The organism is Rhodococcus globerulus NBRC 14531 (assembly GCF_001894805.1).
Classification (GTDB): domain Bacteria; phylum Actinomycetota; class Actinomycetes; order Mycobacteriales; family Mycobacteriaceae; genus Rhodococcus_F; species Rhodococcus_F globerula.
This window is the reverse complement of sequence record NZ_BCWX01000003.1, coordinates 724,698-742,089: the sequence shown is the minus strand read 5'-3', so window position 1 is coordinate 742,089 and position 17,392 is coordinate 724,698. Positions and strand designations below refer to the sequence as shown.

Genomic DNA, 17,392 nt, shown 5'->3' with positions numbered 1-17,392 from the left:
CGGCGCGCAGTATGTTCTCGTCTGGTCATAAGCAGTCCGGCGATCCCGGGCGTGACATACGAAAGCTGGGCGAGAGTGCGAAGAAAAGTCGACAAACCCCGTAACCCGAGGTGGCCGATCCTGGCCATCCTTCTGGCGCTCATCGCAGCGCTGTTCGCTCCAGGCATCGCGTCGGCGCAGCCGGGCCGGACGTACATCATCGCCACCGACGTCACGTTCGCCCCGTTCGAATTCGAGGACGAAAACGGCAATCTCACCGGCATCGACATGGAACTGATCCGGGCCATCGCCGAGGATCAGGGATTCAACGTCGAGATCAAGCAATTGGGATTCGACGCAGCTCTGCAAGCAGTCCAGGCCGGCCAGGCAGACGGCGTCATCGCCGGCATGTCGATCACCGACGCCCGCAAGCAGGTCTTCGACTTCTCCGACCCGTACTTCGAGTCGGGCGTGCAGATGGCAGTGCTCGAATCGAACAACGACGTCAAGTCCTACGAGGACCTGAAGGGCAAACGCGTCGCCGTCAAGAACGGCACCGAAGGCGCCACGTTCGCCGAATCCATCAAGGATCAATACGGATTCACGACTGTCTACTTCGCCGACTCCGCCAGCATGTACGACGAGGTCCGCACGGGTAACTCCGTCGCCGTGTTCGACGACTACCCCGTGCTGGCCTACGGCATCACCCAGGGCAACGGACTCAAAACCGTGACCGAGAAGGAAGCCGGCGCAAGCTACGGCTTTGCCGTCAACAAGGGCCAGAACGCCGAACTGCTCGAGATGTTCAACGCCGGACTTGCGAACCTGCAGGACAGCGGCGAGTACGACGAGATCCTCTCGCAGTTCCTCGGCCAGGACGCCACCTCGTCCGACAACTCCATCATCGGGCTGATCAAGAGCACATACCCACAACTGCTCAAAGGTCTGTGGCTGACCATCGTTCTGTCGGTCGTCTCGATCGCGATCGCTCTTGTCCTGGGTGCGATCTTCGGACTCTGCCGCGTATCGACAAACATCGTCGTCCGCGGAATCGGTACCGCCTACGTCGATATCTTCCGTGGCACGCCGCTTCTGGTGCAAGCGTTCTTCATCTACTTCGGCATCCCGGCCGCTCTGCACTTCCAGATGTCGGCATTCACCGCCGGTGTCATCACGCTCTCGCTCAACGCCGGCGCCTACATGGCCGAGATCGTGCGCGGCGGAATCCTGGCCGTCGACAAGGGCCAGATGGAGGCATCACGCAGCCTCGGCATCAGCTACATGAAGACAATGCGGAAAGTCATCATGCCGCAGGCAATTCGCACGATGATCCCGTCGTACATCAACCAGTTCGTCATCACCCTCAAGGACACGTCGATCCTGTCGGTCATCGGACTGGCTGAGCTCACTCAGACCGGGCGCATCATCATCGCGCGCAACTTCCAGTCCTTCAACATGTGGCTGATCATCGGCGCCATGTACTTCATCATCATCATGGCGCTCACCAAGTTCTCGAACCGCCTCGAAAAGAGGATCAACAAGTGACCGAAACAGCCGTCAACATGAGCAAGCCAGACACCGAAATCAAGATCGAAGTCAAGGGACTGAAAAAGTCGTTCGGCGACAACGAGGTCCTCAAAGGCCTCGACGTCGACATCAAGAACGGCGAAGTGGTGTGCGTCATCGGGCCGTCCGGATCGGGCAAGTCCACCTTCCTACGCTGCCTCAACCGCCTCGAGGACATCACCGCAGGCACCGTGCGCGTCGACCAGTTCGACCTGACGGACAAGAACGTCGATATCGACAAAGTGCGCCAACACATCGGCATGGTGTTCCAGCACTTCAATCTCTTCCCCCACATGACCGTCATCGAAAACGTGATGCTCGCTCCGATCCAGACGGGCCGTTCCACAAAGGAACAGGCACGTGAGATCGCGGCGAAACTGCTAGGTCAGGTCGGTCTCGCCGAGAAGGCCGACGCCAAGCCCGCGAGTCTGTCCGGCGGTCAGAAGCAGCGTGTTGCCATCGCCCGCGCACTCGCCATGAGCCCGGACATCATGCTCTTCGACGAGGCCACCAGCGCCCTCGACCCCGAAATGGTGGGCGAGGTTCTGCAGGTGTTGCGCGACCTCGCGAAGCAGGGCATGACCATGGTCGTCGTGACCCACGAAATGGGATTCGCGCGCGAGGTATCCGATCGCGTCATCTTCATGGCCGACGGCTACATCGTCGAGGAAGGGAAGCCGGAAAACCTGTTCGGCAATCCGCAGCAGAAGCGCACCCAGGATTTCCTGGGGAAGGTGCTTTAGGGGCTCCGCCCCTGTGCGCCTTTCTGGTAGCGCCGACTACCGGAAAGGCGCACAGGGGGCGGCCAACTCGACGACCACACCGGTCTCGATCCGGTTCTGCGGACCGACGTCGAAATCACCGAACCTCCGGAACCACCGAGGACTCGCATCGACCCGTCGATAGGTCTCACTGCCTGCGACGGGCAACCACACGCGTGGACTTCCGACTTCCTCGTACGTCGTCGTGACCACAAGGATCCCGAGGACTACACCTGCGGTCCTAACTCCTGACGCCGGCATCCCGCCGTGAACCCAACCGTCGAACCTGCCGGTGTCGGCGCGCGGAGTCAGCGTCCACGAACACTCGTCTCCGACAACCGGATATGGCCCGCAACATTCGATTTCACCCATGTCGATGTGAACGGTGAGGATCTCGACCGAGGATTCCACCGGCGTCGGCTCGGTGTAGCTGTGCGCCCTCACGCCCTCGCAGGAACAGCCAACTCAACGACGACGGCCGTCTCCATCCATCCGCGACTACCACTAACCAGCGACGGCATTCCCCGAAAGTGGCTCGGGACTTTCTCGACGCGAACGTGATCGATGCTCCCCGGCATTACCCCGTCGAACCACAACGAGTCACGCATCGGGCGCAAAGCCCACGGAGATCCTTCGCCGACAACCGGCAGCGGCGCACAACACTCGAATTCCCACGCTTCGATGCGGACTGTGACGGTGTCGCCGGGATAGATGTAGTCATTCATCTGAATACTCCGCGCAGTGGACGGGCCGGGACACGACGGTCCCGGGCGCGGAGTTACCTGTCAGCTCAGAATAGCGCTCAGAGCTTGTAGACCCGCTCCGCTGTCGCAGTCGACGCCGCTGCCAGAGCCTCCGGATCCTCGCCGCGGATATCGGCCAATGCGCGCACGGTGTACGGGAGGCAGTACGACTCGTTAGGAGCGCCACGGAACGGATGGGGCGTCAGGAACGGCGCATCCGTTTCGACGATCAGCTGATCCGACGGCACCAATAGCGCAGCCTCACGGAGAGCCTTCGCATTCTTGAAACTCACGGTTCCCGAAAAACTGAGCACGTACCCGGCGTCGATGCATGCCCGCGCCATCTCCGAATCCGAGGAGAAGCAGTGGAACACCACTGTCTCCGGCGCGCCTTCCTCGTTCAGCACGCGCAGCAAGTCCTGGTCGGCTTCGCGGTTGTGAATCATCAGCGTCTTGCCCAACCGCTTCGCCAGATCGATGTGCCACCGGAAACCGTCGACCTGCTCCTCGATGGTGGCGCACCCATCGAGCTTGCCGGGCCAGTAAAGGTCGAGGCCCGTCTCCCCCACGGCGACGACCCGCGGATCCGACGCCAACCGCTCGATCTCGGCGCGAGTATCGGCGTCGAGAACGTTCGCCCTGGTCGGGTGGATTGCGACGGCGGCGTACACGCGGGAATCCCAGTTCGCAGCGTCGACGGCAAAGCGGGCGGCGTCGAGGTCGTCGGCCACCGTGACGACCCGCCCGACGCCGACGGCCTCGGCTCGGTCGACTATTTCGGCCACACTCGCAGCGTCATGCGCGCCACACGCGTCGAGGTGCGTATGGGCGTCGATCAGAGGCGACAAGGGCTCAGGGGCATCGGGGGCGGGACGGTCTTTGCTCACGCCCGATAGAGTAAGCGCACCATGACTGTGCCTGCCTCACCCTCCCAGACCCCGCGCCCGGACTCCGCCGCCCCGGAAGGCGCGGAACGATCGCCGTTCTACATCACGACAGCGATCGCGTATCCCAACGGTGCTCCGCACATCGGCCACGCGTACGAGTACATCTCTTCGGACGCGCTCGCCCGCTTCAAGCGGTTGGACGGACATGAAGTGTTCTTCATGACCGGTACCGACGAGCACGGTCTGAAGATGCAGCAGACTGCGATCAAAGAGGGCATCGACGTTCGGGAACTCGCGGCTCGGAACTCCGACGTGTTCCAGAACCTCGACAAGGTCCTGAACATCTCGTACGACCGGTTCATCCGCACCACGGACGCTGATCACCAGGTCGCCAGCAAGGCGATCTGGGAGAAGATGGCCGCATCCGGCGACATCTACCTCGACACGTACTCGGGTTGGTACTCGGTTCGGGACGAGGCCTTCTACACCGAAGCCGAGACCACGCTTCTGGAGGACGGCACCCGCCAGTCCACCGAGACCGGCACCCCGGTGGAGTGGACCGAGGAGTCCAACTACACGTTCCGCCTCTCGGCGTACGAGGAGCGTTTGCTCGCGCTGTACGAAGAGCACCCCGAGTTCATCGCCCCCACGACACGCCGTAACGAGATCGTCAGCTTCGTCAAGAGCGGCCTCAAGGACATCTCGATCTCGCGCACCACGTTCGACTGGGGCGTCAAGGTTCCGGGCGACCCGGACCACGTCATGTACGTCTGGGTAGACGCCCTCACCAACTACCTGACGGGCGTCGGATACCCGAACGCCGACTCGGAGGAGTTCAAGAAGTTCTGGCCCGCAAGCCTGCACATCATCGGCAAGGACATCACGCGGTTCCACACCGTCTACTGGCCGGCGTTCCTCATGTCCGCGGGCATCGAGCTGCCGGAGCGGGTCTTCGTTCACGGCTTCTTGTACAACAAGGGCGAGAAGATGTCGAAGTCGGTCGGCAACGTCGTCGACCCCATCGCCATGGTCGATCAGTACGGCCTCGACGCAGTCCGCTTCTTCCTGCTCCGTGAGATCTCGTACGGCCAGGACGGCAGCTACAGCCACGAAGCGATCGTGACTCGCATGAATGCTGATCTCTCGAACGAACTCGGCAATCTCGCGCAACGTTCGCTGACGATGGTCGCGAAGAACTGCGACGCCCAGGTACCCACCCCCGGTGAGTTCACCGAGGACGACCTGGCGATGCTGGCGTCGGCGGACGCCTTGCTCACCAAGTGCCGCAGCGAGTTCGACGTGCAGGCTCTACACCTCGCGCTGGAAGCCATCTGGGGCGTGCTCGGCGAGACCAACCGGTACTTCTCCAAGCAAGAACCGTGGGTCCTGCGCAAGACCGATCCGGCACGTATGGCAACCGTCCTCTACGTGACGATCGAAGTGGTCCGTATCGTCGGCATTCTCGTTCAGCCGGTCATGCCCGACGCGGCGTCGCGGATCCTCGATCTGCTTGGGCAGAGCGAAGAGAGCCGTCAATTCACCGACATCGCGGTACGCATCGACGCGAACCGTAAACTGCCTGCTCCGGCACCCGTTTTCCCTCGTTTCGTCGACGAGTGACGTAGCCGTGTGACGCCTTTCGTGGGGTCCGCCGCATCTGGCCTGAGCCAGTTGTGTCGGACCCCACGTGCACACTGCGTCCATGACACCCGATAGAACATACTTTCGAGCCGCTGCCTCCTCGCAGACGCTGCCATGGAACGGAACCCGCGTGTCCTCTCACGAAGTCAGTCCTCAATCTGTCGCAGCTGCCGAGGCCTTGATCACCGAACTTGCCGGCGTCTACGAACGAGGGTGGCAACCTGCCGATCTTGTTCACCTTGCCCGTCGCAGCAAAGATCCCTCGAACGCCGATCTTGTTGCCACCGCCGTCCTACTCGACGCCGCCCGAACCAGGGCCGCCGACCGCGCACCCCTCGAATGGGTTGGGCAACTTGCGTCTATTCGGGAGCAGTTCCCCAATGCCGATCGCATCGCGTCACGAATCACTCTGGACGAGGACGTTTTTCGATCCCTCGCGGCCGGACTCCTGTTCGAAGATCCCTATTTCCTCGTCTCCCAAATTGCCGAGGTAGCGCTGCACTGGACGCGACTCGCGCCGTGGAATCTGTTGCTCGCGCCGCCGTCTACCTGGCCGCCGCAGCGCACCGACACGAGTTACGCGGGCACTGGCGCTGAAGTTGACGCCAAGGTACTCAAGCGAATTCGTGGATTACTCGCCAAAGCCGAGGCCACCAACTTCGCCGAAGAAGCCGAATCATTCACCGAGAAGGCGCAGGAGTTGATGACGCGGTACGCCATCGATGCGGCACTTCTGCACAATCGCACCGGCATCACCGATACCGCCGTCAACGGGCGTCGCATCCACCTCGACAACCCCTACGTGAAAGAGAAAGTCCATCTCCTCACTGCAATCGGTGATTCCAACCGCGTGCGCGCCGTGTGGTTCAGCGAGGTGTCCATCGCGACCGTCATCGGCACGCCCGTCGATCTCCAACAGGTCGACATGCTCTTCACGTCGCTACTCGTGCAGGCAACCCGCGCAATGCAATTCGCCGACACCAGCAATCGCGGCGGCTCCAGAACCACGTCGTTCCGCAAGGGCTTCCTCACCGGGTTTGCCAATCGAATCGGTCAACGTCTCCGCGACGCCGGCACCAAAGCCACCGCAGAAGCCGCCGACGCCGCGTCGATGGATGTGGCCGATCTCCTGCCGATTCTCGCTACCACGTCGGCTGCCGTCGACACCGAATTCGATCGGTTGTTCCCGCGAACCCGCAAAGCTCGCGGACGGTCCGTCGACGCCGAAGGGTGGCACGCCGGCCAAGCGGCTGCCGACGACGCCAACCTCCGGCCGGGAGCACCGGCAGTGCGCCGTTAGCCCAGCGCTAGTCCTTACGAGCAGCCAGCACCGTTTCGTACAGTTCGCGCTTCGACACACCGGGGGTGGCGACGAGGGCGCACGCGTCTTTCAGACGTGCTCCGCCCTCGACCAGGCGTTCCACTTCCTCGACCAGATCGGCCGGATCGGAGGCCACCAGAACAGCACCTTCGAGCACTACTGTGATTTCGCCGCGCACACCTTCGGCAGCCCACGCGGCGAGTTCGCCGAGAGTTCCGCGCTTCACCTCTTCGTAGGTCTTGGTCAACTCGCGGCAAACGGCAGCGCGCCGGTCCGGGCCGAGCACCTCGACGGCGTCGGCCAGGCAATCGGCCAGGCGATGCGGCGCCTCGAAGAACACACACGCGCGCTGCTCGGTGAGCAGTCCCGCGAACCAGGTCTTGCGTTGTCCACCCTTGCGCGGCGGGAAACCGTCGAAGCAGAAGCGCTCGACGGGCAGCCCTGACAGCGCGAGGGCAGTAGTCACTGCGGACGGGCCAGGCAGGCAGGTGACCTTCAAGTTCTCAGCCACACATGCAGCAACAAGGCGGTATCCGGGATCACTGACCGACGGCATACCGGCGTCGGTCACCAGGAGGACGGTTTTGCCGCCGGCAACGTCGGCGACCAGCGCGGGAAGTCGCGCAATCTCCACCTGATCGTAGAAACTGACCACCTTTCCGGTGATCGTGACATCAAGTGCCGAGGCCAGCGACTTGGTGCGTCGGGTGTCCTCGGCCGCCACGACGTCGGCGGTTGCGAGAGCGTCGCGCAGACGCGGAGACGCGTCACCGACGTCTCCCATGGGTGTTGCGGCGAGTACCAAGCGACCAGTCATACCTGACAGCCTACGATTGCCGAGTGACTGTGCAGACGGACGAGCGGCCAACGCCCGCCAGTGGCGATCGGGTAGTGCGTAGTCCAGCGCCGCTCGTACCCGCCCCGGACTTCGGCCCCACGGACCGGTTGCGTGGCTGGATCGTCACCGCCGTGATCACCACGATCGCCGCAATCACCCGGTTCACGATGCTCGCCTATCCCACGGACGCCGGCACTCCCGTATTCGACGAGAAGCACTATGCGCCGCAAGGCTGGCAGGTGCTGACAGGCGGCGGGATCGAAGACAACCCCGGTTACGGATTGGTGGTGCACCCGCCGATCGGCAAGCAGATGATCGCAATCGGTGAAGCGATCTTCGGTTACAACGGCTGGGGTTGGCGGTTCTCGTCGGCATTGGTCGGAACCTTGATGGTGCTGCTGATCATTCGGATCGTTCGACGGATGACACGTTCGACGCTCATCGGCGCGATTGCCGGCATTCTGCTGATCGTCGACGGAGTCACGTTCGTCTCGTCCCGCCTGGGCATGCTCGACATTTTTCTCGCATTCTTTGTTCTCGCCGCGCTTGGCTGCCTGATCGTCGACCGTGACCAGGTTCGGCAACGGATGGCCACCGCTTACGCCGAGGGTCGGATCGGCGATTCCGAATGGGGTCCACGGCTCGGGTTCCGGTGGTGGCGATTCGGCGCCGGCATCCTGCTCGGATTGGCCTGCGGCACCAAATGGTCCGGGATGTACTTCATCTTGTTCTTCGGACTCCTCAGCGTCGCGTTCGACCTGTCCGCACGCCGCGCCTACCGTGTGCAGCGGCCATGGTTCGGCACCGCGATCCGCGACATCGGCCCCGCTCTGTACGCGTTGGTCGTCATCCCGATCGGCGTCTACCTGGCCAGCTACTGGGCCTGGTTTGCGAGCGAGACGGGCGTCGATCGCCATGCCGTCGGCAACGAGATCGGCGAGGGCGGAACGTGGAGTTTCATACCGTCGGCGCTGCGTTCCCTCTGGTATTACAGCGGCAACGTGCTCACCTTCCACTCGAGCCTGACGAACTCCGCGGGCAACCACCACCCGTGGGAATCGAAACCCTGGACGTGGCCCATGGGTCTTCGTCCGATGCTCTACTACTACGCCGACGGCGAGCAGGTGACGGGCTGTGGGGCGGCCACCTGCGTCAAGGCGATCATGCTGATCGGCACGCCGGCGATGTGGTGGCTGGCGCTGCCCATGTTGGCGTGGGCGATCTGGAAGACGTTCGTTCGGCGTGACTGGCGCTATGCCGTTGTTCTCACCGGATACGCCGCCGCCTACCTCCCCTGGTTCGCCACGATGGACCGTCAGATGTACTTCTTCTACGGCGTTGCGCTCGCACCGTTCATGGTCATGGGATTTGCGCTGACACTCGGTGACGTACTTGGCAAGGCAACGGATTCCGTCGAGCGACGCACCACAGGATTGCTCGCGGTCAGCCTGTACATCGGGCTGGTTGTCGCGAACTTCGTCTACCTGTGGCCCATCTTGACCGCGATGCCGATCACTCCGGAATCGTGGCAGAACCATCTGTGGTTGCCGAGCTGGAAATAGCTCAGGTATCGCGCCGAACGCGAGTGCCTCGTCGGACTCGTCGGGTTTGGAGAAGCGCTCGTTTCTGTTCTCGGGCAGCGACGATGATCGGGTCGTGTGACAGATCTCGGTAGAGCGAGAAGCACAGGCCGATCATCACGACGACAAATGGCGCGGCCGCGATGATCGTCATCGTCTGCAAGCCCTCGAGCGCTTCGGAACCGCCGGTCCACAGCAATAGCGCCGCGGCGCCACCGGTCAACACACCCCAGAACACCACGACCCACCGACTCGGCTCGAGAGTTCCCCGCTGCGAGAGAGTGCCCATCACCATCGACGCGGCGTCTGCGCCCGAGACGAAGAACACCGCTACGAGCAGCATGACCAGGACGGTCGTAACGCCAGCGAGCGGGAGATTGTCGAGCATCCCGAACAACTGCGCTTCCTCGGAACCCCGGCTCGCGAGATCGATTCCGTCTCGCTCCTCACCGATCCCGGCACCGCCGAAGATCGAGAACCACAACAGGCTCACCGTCGTCGGCACGACAATGACACCAACGATGAACTGACGGATAGTGCGCCCACGACTGATGCGCGCCAAGAACATTCCCACGAACGGTGTCCAGGACACCCACCAGGCCCAGTAGAAGATGGTCCAGGACGACAGCCACTCTCCTGTCTCGGGATTCGACGACGCTCCGGTCCTTGCCGACATCTGGGCGAGGTCCGACGCGTAGGCGCCGATGGTGGTGGGCAGAAGGTTGAGGATCAGAACTGTCGGTCCGAGTACGAACACGAAGAGCGCCAAGATCAACGCGAGCACCATGTTGATGTTCGACAACCACTGAATTCCCTTGGAAACGCCCGAGACTGCCGATGCGACAAAGGCCAAGGTCAACACCGCGACAATGGAAACGAGGAGGAAGACACTCACTTCTTGCATCCACCCGACCACCTGGAATCCCGAGCCGATTTGCAGGGCGCCGAGTCCCAGTGATGCGGCCGTGCCGAAGAGAGTCGCGAAGATGGCAAGAATATCGATGATCTTGCCGATCGGACCTTCAGCCCGACGCCCGAGCAGTGGGATGAAAGCCGAGCTGAAAAGCTGCTTGCGTCCACGCCGATACGATCCGTACGCAATGGCAAGGCCCACAACGGCATACATCGCCCAGGGATGAAGCCCCCAGTGGAACATGGTGGTTGCCATAGCGGTTCCGATACCGCCGTCGGTGCCAGGTGGTGGATTGACGTAGTGCGCCAATGGTTCGGCGACACCGAAGAACATCAGGCCGATTCCCATTCCGGCGCTGAACATCATCGCAATCCAACTGACGGTCCGGAACTCCGGTTTCTCACCGTCCTTGCCGAGTGGAATGTCTCCGAACCGACTGACGGCGAGGTAGATGGAGAACAGCACAAAAGCCGACGCCGCGAGAACGAAGAGCCAGCCGATGTTGACGACGAGCCAGTCGAGAATGCTCCCCGTCACCGAGTTCAGATTGTCGGGGGCAACGAGGCCCCACACGAGAATTGCCAAGACCGCCACTGCCGTTACGGAAAAAACCACGTAATCGGTTCGCACACCTACTCGTGTGAACCCATTCGTCGGTCGGTCCTCGTTGGCACCGGAATTCTGCTCTGAAGGATCAGATTTCGTCACCATAGGACAATACGTTGGTCACTCGCGCGAACAAAAGCAATAGCGAAGGCGGGCCCGACACCTGCCGGACCCGCCCCGAAATACGCCTTACGCTGCGGTTTTCAACCAACCGTTGCCTTTGCCAATCAATCCGTCCACGCTAATACGACCGGCTCCGATCGTGGCGATCAGCAGCGAGCCGACACCGAGCGCAAGTACCAGTTCGTAGCCACCAGCGTCGACAAAAATGCCGTTGCCCGAGTGGACGATGAAGAAGGCGCCCACCATGTCGAGGAACAGCAGCACACCGACAAGCGGAGTCAGGACGCCGGCAATGAGCAGGATTCCGCCGCCGAGTTCGATCGTGGCTGCAAGAATCGCCGACACCTTGGGCAGGGGCGCGCCCATCATTTCGAATGACGCCTGCGTTCCGGCGATCTTGTACGTGAAGAACTTCTGCCAACCGTGGGCGATGAAGATGATGCCAAGGCCGATGCGAGCGATGAGGAGTCCGAGGTCACGGACGATCGACGAATTCATGGTGCAAGCCTGACAGCTTTAAGTTGAAGCGTCAACTTAAGGCTGCGTCACGCGCCTCTCAATGCGGCCTCGACCATAGTCAGTATCTCGTCATCCGAATATCCGAGCGCACGCACATCTTTCACGAAAGCCGTCGCCGCCTGCTCCGCCTGCGCTCGTACCGGATCACTTCCCGACGCAATGAAGGTGCCCTGCTTCCCGCGGGTCTCGATCACCCCCTGCTCGCCGAGCACCCGATACGCTTTTGCGACGGTATTCGCCGCCAAACCCAGGTCCGTTGCCAGCGCCCGAACCGTGGGAATCTTGGCCCCCGCTATCAGCCCCCCGGTCTGCACCTGTTCGATAATCTGTTGGCGTAGTTGGTCGTACGGCGCCACGGAAGAACCGTGGTCGATCACGATACCGGTCATCACAAGGCATCAACCGCGTCGCGAACAAGATCGGAGCCGGACGTCAGAACCAACGTCTTGCCGACACTCGCGGGCGCATCGATCAACGCCTCGATCACCGCCGCTACATCAGCCCTACTGACCGATCCACGCGCAACCGGAGGCTCGGCCAGAGTTACCTCACCGATCGGATCGTCATCGGTGAGAAGCCCCGGACGAATGATCGTCCACTCCAAGCCCGTGCGAGAACGCAGATCGTCCTCGGCGGCCGTCTTGGCTTCGAGGTACGCGGCAAAAACCTCGTCGGTCCCCTCCGCAACCGGTTCGCCGGCGCCCATCGCACTGATCTGGATGAAACGACGAACACCCGCTTTTTCCGCCGCGTCGGCAAGCCGTACCGCTGCCGCCCGATCGACTGTGTCCTTACGCGCAATTCCACTCCCCGGACCGGCTCCCGCCGCAAAAACTGCAACATCGCACCCGGCCAGCACCTTCGCGAGTTCGTCGACGGTGGCCGTTTCCAGGTCGATCACTACGGGAAATGCGCCCAACGTCCGGACCGCACCCTCGTGATCCGGATTGCGGATCAGCGCAACCGGCCGATCACCATGTCCGGCCAGCAAAAATATGAGGTGCTGCGCGATCTTGCCGTGACCTCCGGCAATCGCCACTCGCCGTTCGTCGACACTTCGATGTTCCGTCATCATCCACTCCTCGTACGTCGGTACTTCAGTCCAGCGCACCGGAAGGGGCCGTTTGTTCCCACTTCCCGACCGGGCAGCTGATCACGCCAGGCACAATGACGACCATGGCCTCTGCAACGATCTTCCACAATCAACGGTGCAACACCTCACGAACTGTTCTCGCCCGGCTCCGTGAACACGACATCGAACCGACCGTCGTCATGTACCTCGATACACCGCCTACCCGTTCGGAACTGGAAAAACTCCTCTCCGACGCCGGCCTCACTCCCAGCCAGGCAGTTCGTAAGCGTGAATCGCAGTACAAGGAACTCGGGCTCGCCGACGCATCCGAGTCCAAGATCCTCGACGCCATGATCGAACACCCGATTCTCATCGAACGCCCCTTTGTCGTCACTGACAAGGGCACTGTCCTCGCCCGCCCGGCAGACAAGGTCGAAGAAATCCTCTAGGCATCACAACGGATCGCGGGCGATCGGACAGGACATGCACCGGGGACCACCCCGGCCGGATCCCAGTTCCGACCCCGCGATCCGGAGCACCTCGATCCCCGACGCCTCCAGCCGCGCATTGGTCTCGACATTGCGCTCGTATGCGACCACCACACCGGGTTCAATTGCCAGAGTGTTGTTTCCGTCGTCCCACTGCTCACGTTCGGCAGTCACCGTGTCCAATCCGGTGTCGATGACCCGCAGCTTCCCGATCCCCATCGCGTCGGCGGCAGCCTCGAGGAACGGGTCAGCACCTCGTATGCTCACGCCGTCATCCTCACGCCGAATAGTGAAGGCCGACAATGTGTTCTGAATCGCCGGATACATGACTACGGCATCGGCCTCCACCATCGTGCACACCGTATCGAGATGCATCGACGCGCGGCGCTGCTCGATCGGCACCACCAACACCGTATGCGCCAAATCGTCGTCGAACACACTGCGCGCCAATGCTTCCGCCCCCGCCGGCGACGTCCGCTCACCCACACCGACGGCAATCACGCCCGGAGCGAGTAGCAGCACATCACCACCTTCGACCGGAGCGGTATGCGATTCGTACGCCCGCCGCACCCCCCGAAACCGAGGATGATGCGCATACACCAGATCGGTGATCGACGACTCCCGCGCCCGCGCAGACAACGCCAAGGACGTAATCACCACCCGCGGCCCGATCCAGAACGACGAATCACGCGTGAACAGCAGATTGGGCAGCGGATCGATCACAAAATCCCCGCCGTGGTGCATCCGCCGCACCAGCGACGTCGACGACGCGTCGATCGGGAGTTCGTCGAAAGTCATACCGGCGGTGAGGATGGACGACAACTCCGCCGGCGGCACACTGCGTAGGTACGACGACAGATGCTGCCCCAGCGAGTGCCCGATCTTCCGTGTGTCCACCGCAGCCGAGATTCCTTGAATCCGGGCCGCACCACTGACCGTCAAGGCTTCGGCGAGCAGGTCCGCAAGCAACAGAACCTCGACACCGTGCTCACGCAGCACCGACGCGAACTGATCGTGCTCGTCCTGCGCCCGATCAACCCACGGCAAACCGTCGAAAAGCAGTTGATCGTTGTTTCGCGGGGTGAGCCGCTTCAATTCGTCGCCGGGACGATGCAAGATGACCGAACGCAACCTACCTACCTCGGAGTCGACACCGAGCGAGACGGATCCAGAACCGTTCATGGATAAACAGTATTCCCGTCGGTGCGTAATCTGATGGCCGACACCAGTGAGAGGAACCACCATGACGGCACCACAGCGACCCGAGAACGAACACCGAGGGGTCGAGTTGTTGCGTGGACGCTGGGCCGGCACCGGTAGCGGACACTTTCCGACGATCGACGATTTCGAGTACTCCGAGGAAATCGTCTTCGCTCCGACCCCCAAACCGTTCCTGACGTACAGCTCACGCACACGTGGCTTGCCCGACGGCCGCCCACTTCACATGGAATCTGGATACCTGCGCCCGGTCCCCGGCAACAAGCTCGAGTTGCTGATCACCCAGCCGACCGGTTTTGTGGAGATCCACCGCGGCAGCATCGACGCCGAGGGCACTCTTGCCTTCACACTGTTGACACTTGCGGCGTCACCGGATTCCAAGCCCGTCACCGATGTGCGACGCGTAGTGCGGGTTCACGAAGACACACTGACGTACGACATCTGGATGGCACACGATCAGACACCGCTCACTCATCATCTGCATGCCGAGCTCCAGCGCGTCGACGATTAACGCTCTTTCACGGATTGAGTAGGAACGCTTCGACGGCGTCGTGATCGCGGCGCAACAGATCCTGAGCCATATTCTTCAACAGCCTTTCGATCTGGCCGCCTAGAACCGGAATCTTCACCTCTGCCCAGCCGTCGACGTTCAGCACGGAGCGAGCGTCGCCTGCTTCGGCCAATTCCAGGTCGACCTCGATACGAATAGGCAATCCGTGCGCTCTCCCGGTCACCGATCCGACCGCCCGGCCGTCGGATAGCGGACCCCACCGATCGGCTCGCTCGACACCGAGGCGGTCCGGAACCAGCTTTGCAACCAACCCCGGCAGTGCCGACGATTCGAGCTCGTCGGTTAGCGACACCGCTATCGCTCCGCCTCCGTCTTCGATAACTGCCTTGGAATACAGGTCGCCAAGTCTGATCATCCAATACCGAGTATCTGTCAATGCCGCATGAACCTTCTCGGGCGGAAAGTTGAATTCGATACCAAATCGAAAACTCTTTGACATTTGGTGACCTTGGTCCCTATGCGAGTTGGCACTGGTTCTGAAAGGCAGCTAATTACGAGCGCGGTAACAGCTTGGCGAACTGGTCATTCGCTTTCTGCATAACAAATTCATAGGGCGGAGAGAACTTACGAGCCCACCAATAACCGAACCTGATGTCATTGGATGTATAGACCAGATATCGATTCTTCTCGATACCGGAGACAATGCACTCCGCCACTTTCTCCGGCGAAACCGCACGCTTCTCGAAGCGATGCACCAATGACTTGACTCGCGGGTCGTCCCGATCGATGCCCGCGATGTCGACGGTGCCCACCAATGGAGTCTTCACCCCACCCGGAACAACGAGGCTCACACCGATGCCGTGACGCTTCAGATCGAACCGAAGTACCTCCGAAACGCCTCGTAGCCCGAACTTGCTGGCGCTGTATGCCGCATGCCAGGGCAGAGCCAGCAGGCCGGCGGCCGACGAGACATTGACCAGATGACCGCCCTTTCCGGCGCGGATCATCGGCGGAATGAACGTCTCCATGACATGAATGGGACCCATGAGATTGACGTCCACCATTGATCGCCAGTGACGATGCTCGAGGTTCTCGATTGTTCCCCAGGCCGATATGCCTGCAATGTTCATCACGACATCCATCGATCCGAACTGCTCGGCCACTTCTGCGCCGAATTTGGAAACGGCGTCGTAATCGGAAACATCGAATGCCTCCGCCACACTGACGGTACCGCCGGCCGAGGACACCATTTCGACGGTCTCATCAAGACCGGAACCGTTGATATCCGTGAGAAACAACTCTGCCCCGCCAGCGCCCGCCGCAATCGCTGTAGCTCGACCGATACCGCTACCCGCACCCGTGATCAGGCACTTCTTTCCATCGAGCGACCTTATCGACATGGCTTTACACTCCCCCGCGGTAGCACTGTGGACATGCAGGGAAGTGTACGCACGCAGCATCTACCGGCAGGGGTTATGTCCGCTTCATTCCAAGCCGAAGTTCTCGGCCCAGCTGCGCTACAGGCGTTGCGCCATCTGATCCTGGTAGTCACGCATGGTGCGCTCGATTTCGTCTGCCGCGTCGCGGTCTCCACGCTTGCGCGCATCGAGGGCACGATCCTGGAGCGCGCGAATCGCCCGGCGTAACTCTTCGTCACTCATGATGTGTTTCATGTCACAATCTTGCGCCAACTATCAGGCCATGGCTAGTGGCGAACGTCGTTACGACGAGCCACAGACACCCCGTATCCGACAAACTTCGTGCCACATTTGAGCAAATCGGGGCAAAGGTCCCGACAATACGCACTCCAGAGGTGAACTGGAGTCGACCGAGGCCTGAACTGCGATTATTCACACAGTAAGAACCACCAAAACCGGGTTAACGTATAGCTACTGCAGGCAAAACGGGTAAACGGTTCGTTATGGTGACAATATGCAGCACTGCGGTAGGTCTCTACTGCCCACATAATTGGTCCTATTGCGATATCGAGCGGCCCGAAATTACCCGCGAACTCGACGGAAGCATCCCCCGAGTTCCCATAAATACCGAACTCAACCCTGCACCCAAAGCCCACCGAATGGACTACAGCGAGCTACCAATCGGTTATCCGCGTGATATCGTGGGATTCGCTGAACGAACAATCGCTGATAGAGAGGATTACGGGGCGGTTCACAATGGCTGACTTTGCAGAACGACTGAACAAACTGTTCGACAGTGTCCATCCTCCCGGGCGCAAGCCCCACACCAACGCCGAGGTCGCCTCCGCGTTGATCGAGGACGGCCACCAGATCTCCAAGCCGTACATCTCACAGCTCCGCTCGGGACAACGCACCAACCCGTCGGACGAGACTGTCGCTGCTTTTGCGCGCTTCTTCAAGGTGAAGCCCGACTACTTCTTCAACGACATCTACGCCGCGAAGATCGATCACGACCTCGAACTGCTCGCACAGCTCCAGGGTTACGGTCTGCGTCGACTCTCGAGCCGAGCGTTCGATCTGTCGGAAGAGTCGCAGAACCTTCTCACGACTATGGCCGAAAAGCTCCGTGCAAGCGAAGGACTACCCGAAGTCCCACCAGACGCGTCACGTTGACGCGAGGCTAGGGCTGTCCCTAGACGACACTGAGC

20 protein-coding genes are annotated in these 17,392 nt (G+C 61.4%); 8 read left to right on the top strand and 12 right to left on the bottom strand.

Features of this window, described 5'->3' with window-relative positions; translation table 11 throughout:
- Nucleotides 1-75 precede the first annotated feature (75 nt).
- Together RG2_RS18780 and RG2_RS18775 are read left to right on the top strand one after the other, a co-directional pair.
- On the top strand, nucleotides 76-1,524 hold the full coding sequence (locus RG2_RS18780) for an amino acid ABC transporter substrate-binding protein/permease (protein WP_051730475.1): 1,449 nt from the start codon (nucleotides 76-78) through the stop codon (nucleotides 1,522-1,524).
- Nucleotides 1,521-2,288: an amino acid ABC transporter ATP-binding protein gene (locus tag RG2_RS18775; RefSeq protein WP_080711718.1), complete on the top strand. Its 768-nt coding sequence runs from the start codon at nucleotides 1,521-1,523 to the stop codon at nucleotides 2,286-2,288. The genes RG2_RS18780 and RG2_RS18775 overlap by 4 nt, the downstream gene beginning before the upstream one ends.
- A 36-nt stretch (nucleotides 2,289-2,324) precedes the next feature.
- Here RG2_RS18775 and RG2_RS18770 read toward each other — a convergent pair whose 3' ends face one another.
- The 3 genes from RG2_RS18770 to RG2_RS18760 all read right to left on the bottom strand — a co-directional run bounded on the left by RG2_RS18770 (nucleotide 2,325) and on the right by RG2_RS18760 (nucleotide 3,936).
- Nucleotides 2,325-2,750, bottom strand: a complete 426-nt coding sequence (locus RG2_RS18770; protein WP_033234258.1) for a DUF6578 domain-containing protein — start codon at nucleotides 2,748-2,750, stop codon at nucleotides 2,325-2,327.
- On the bottom strand, nucleotides 2,747-3,031 hold the full coding sequence (locus RG2_RS18765; protein ID WP_033234257.1) for a hypothetical protein: 285 nt from the start codon (nucleotides 3,029-3,031) through the stop codon (nucleotides 2,747-2,749). The genes RG2_RS18770 and RG2_RS18765 overlap by 4 nt, the downstream gene beginning before the upstream one ends.
- Before the next feature lie 77 nt (nucleotides 3,032-3,108).
- Nucleotides 3,109-3,936, bottom strand: a complete 828-nt coding sequence (locus RG2_RS18760) for a TatD family hydrolase (RefSeq protein ID WP_033234256.1) — start codon at nucleotides 3,934-3,936, stop codon at nucleotides 3,109-3,111.
- A 21-nt stretch (nucleotides 3,937-3,957) separates the two neighbouring features.
- Between RG2_RS18760 and metG the strand changes: the two genes are divergently transcribed.
- Both metG and RG2_RS18750 read left to right on the top strand, forming a co-directional pair.
- On the top strand, nucleotides 3,958-5,556 hold the full coding sequence (gene metG, locus RG2_RS18755) for a methionine--tRNA ligase (RefSeq protein ID WP_033234255.1): 1,599 nt from the start codon (nucleotides 3,958-3,960) through the stop codon (nucleotides 5,554-5,556).
- Nucleotides 5,557-5,707: 151 nt separating this feature from the next.
- On the top strand, nucleotides 5,708-6,877 hold the full coding sequence (locus RG2_RS18750; protein WP_106939841.1) for a DUF2786 domain-containing protein: 1,170 nt from the start codon (nucleotides 5,708-5,710) through the stop codon (nucleotides 6,875-6,877).
- 7 nt (nucleotides 6,878-6,884) lie between these two features.
- On the opposite strand, the gene rsmI is transcribed toward RG2_RS18750, so the two are convergent.
- Nucleotides 6,885-7,715: a 16S rRNA (cytidine(1402)-2'-O)-methyltransferase gene (gene rsmI, locus RG2_RS18745; RefSeq protein ID WP_033234253.1), complete on the bottom strand. Its 831-nt coding sequence runs from the start codon at nucleotides 7,713-7,715 to the stop codon at nucleotides 6,885-6,887.
- 23 nt (nucleotides 7,716-7,738) lie between these two features.
- Between rsmI and RG2_RS18740 the strand changes: the two genes are divergently transcribed.
- Nucleotides 7,739-9,298 carry a dolichyl-phosphate-mannose--protein mannosyltransferase gene (locus RG2_RS18740; protein ID WP_033234252.1) on the top strand — a complete coding sequence of 520 codons (1,560 nt, stop codon included), beginning with the start codon at nucleotides 7,739-7,741 and terminating at the stop codon, nucleotides 9,296-9,298.
- A 1-nt stretch (nucleotide 9,299) separates the two neighbouring features.
- Here the strand turns inward: RG2_RS18740 and RG2_RS18735 are convergent, their stop codons facing one another.
- From RG2_RS18735 to RG2_RS18720, 4 genes are all read right to left on the bottom strand, one after another.
- Nucleotides 9,300-10,940, bottom strand: a complete 1,641-nt coding sequence (locus tag RG2_RS18735; protein WP_033234251.1) for a BCCT family transporter — start codon at nucleotides 10,938-10,940, stop codon at nucleotides 9,300-9,302.
- 84 nt (nucleotides 10,941-11,024) lie between these two features.
- On the bottom strand, nucleotides 11,025-11,456 hold the full coding sequence (locus RG2_RS18730) for a DoxX family protein (RefSeq protein ID WP_033234250.1): 432 nt from the start codon (nucleotides 11,454-11,456) through the stop codon (nucleotides 11,025-11,027).
- A 47-nt stretch (nucleotides 11,457-11,503) separates the two neighbouring features.
- Nucleotides 11,504-11,866, bottom strand: a complete 363-nt coding sequence (locus tag RG2_RS18725) for a GntR family transcriptional regulator (protein WP_033234249.1) — start codon at nucleotides 11,864-11,866, stop codon at nucleotides 11,504-11,506.
- Nucleotides 11,866-12,549 (bottom strand): SDR family oxidoreductase, encoded by a 684-nt coding sequence (locus tag RG2_RS18720; RefSeq protein ID WP_033234400.1) that lies wholly within the window; start codon nucleotides 12,547-12,549, stop codon nucleotides 11,866-11,868. Before RG2_RS18720 ends, RG2_RS18725 begins: the two co-directional genes overlap by 1 nt.
- Nucleotides 12,550-12,644: 95 nt before the next feature.
- Between RG2_RS18720 and arsC the strand changes: the two genes are divergently transcribed.
- Nucleotides 12,645-12,998, top strand: a complete 354-nt coding sequence (arsC, locus tag RG2_RS18715) for an arsenate reductase (glutaredoxin) (RefSeq protein ID WP_033234248.1) — start codon at nucleotides 12,645-12,647, stop codon at nucleotides 12,996-12,998.
- Nucleotides 12,999-13,001: 3 nt separating this feature from the next.
- Here arsC and arcA read toward each other — a convergent pair whose 3' ends face one another.
- Nucleotides 13,002-14,219, bottom strand: a complete 1,218-nt coding sequence (gene arcA, locus RG2_RS18710; protein WP_033234247.1) for an arginine deiminase — start codon at nucleotides 14,217-14,219, stop codon at nucleotides 13,002-13,004.
- Nucleotides 14,220-14,280: 61 nt separating this feature from the next.
- On the opposite strand from arcA, the gene RG2_RS18705 reads away from it, so the two are divergent.
- Entirely contained in the window at nucleotides 14,281-14,766 is a 486-nt protein-coding gene (locus RG2_RS18705) for a heme-binding beta-barrel domain-containing protein (RefSeq protein WP_045069243.1), read from the top strand.
- Nucleotides 14,767-14,773: 7 nt separating this feature from the next.
- On the opposite strand, the gene RG2_RS18700 is transcribed toward RG2_RS18705, so the two are convergent.
- The 3 genes from RG2_RS18700 to RG2_RS31865 all read right to left on the bottom strand — a co-directional run bounded on the left by RG2_RS18700 (nucleotide 14,774) and on the right by RG2_RS31865 (nucleotide 16,439).
- Complete coding sequence (locus RG2_RS18700) at nucleotides 14,774-15,265, bottom strand: DUF2505 domain-containing protein (RefSeq protein WP_033234246.1); 492 nt, start codon at nucleotides 15,263-15,265, stop codon at nucleotides 14,774-14,776.
- A gap of 52 nt (nucleotides 15,266-15,317) precedes the next feature.
- Nucleotides 15,318-16,166: an SDR family oxidoreductase gene (locus tag RG2_RS18695; RefSeq protein ID WP_033234245.1), complete on the bottom strand. Its 849-nt coding sequence runs from the start codon at nucleotides 16,164-16,166 to the stop codon at nucleotides 15,318-15,320.
- Between the two features lie 117 nt (nucleotides 16,167-16,283).
- Nucleotides 16,284-16,439: a hypothetical protein gene (locus tag RG2_RS31865; RefSeq protein ID WP_165826315.1), complete on the bottom strand. Its 156-nt coding sequence runs from the start codon at nucleotides 16,437-16,439 to the stop codon at nucleotides 16,284-16,286.
- Between the two features lie 501 nt (nucleotides 16,440-16,940).
- Between RG2_RS31865 and RG2_RS18690 the strand changes: the two genes are divergently transcribed.
- On the top strand, nucleotides 16,941-17,357 hold the full coding sequence (locus tag RG2_RS18690; RefSeq protein WP_033234244.1) for a helix-turn-helix domain-containing protein: 417 nt from the start codon (nucleotides 16,941-16,943) through the stop codon (nucleotides 17,355-17,357).
- Nucleotides 17,358-17,392: the final 35 nt, after the last annotated feature.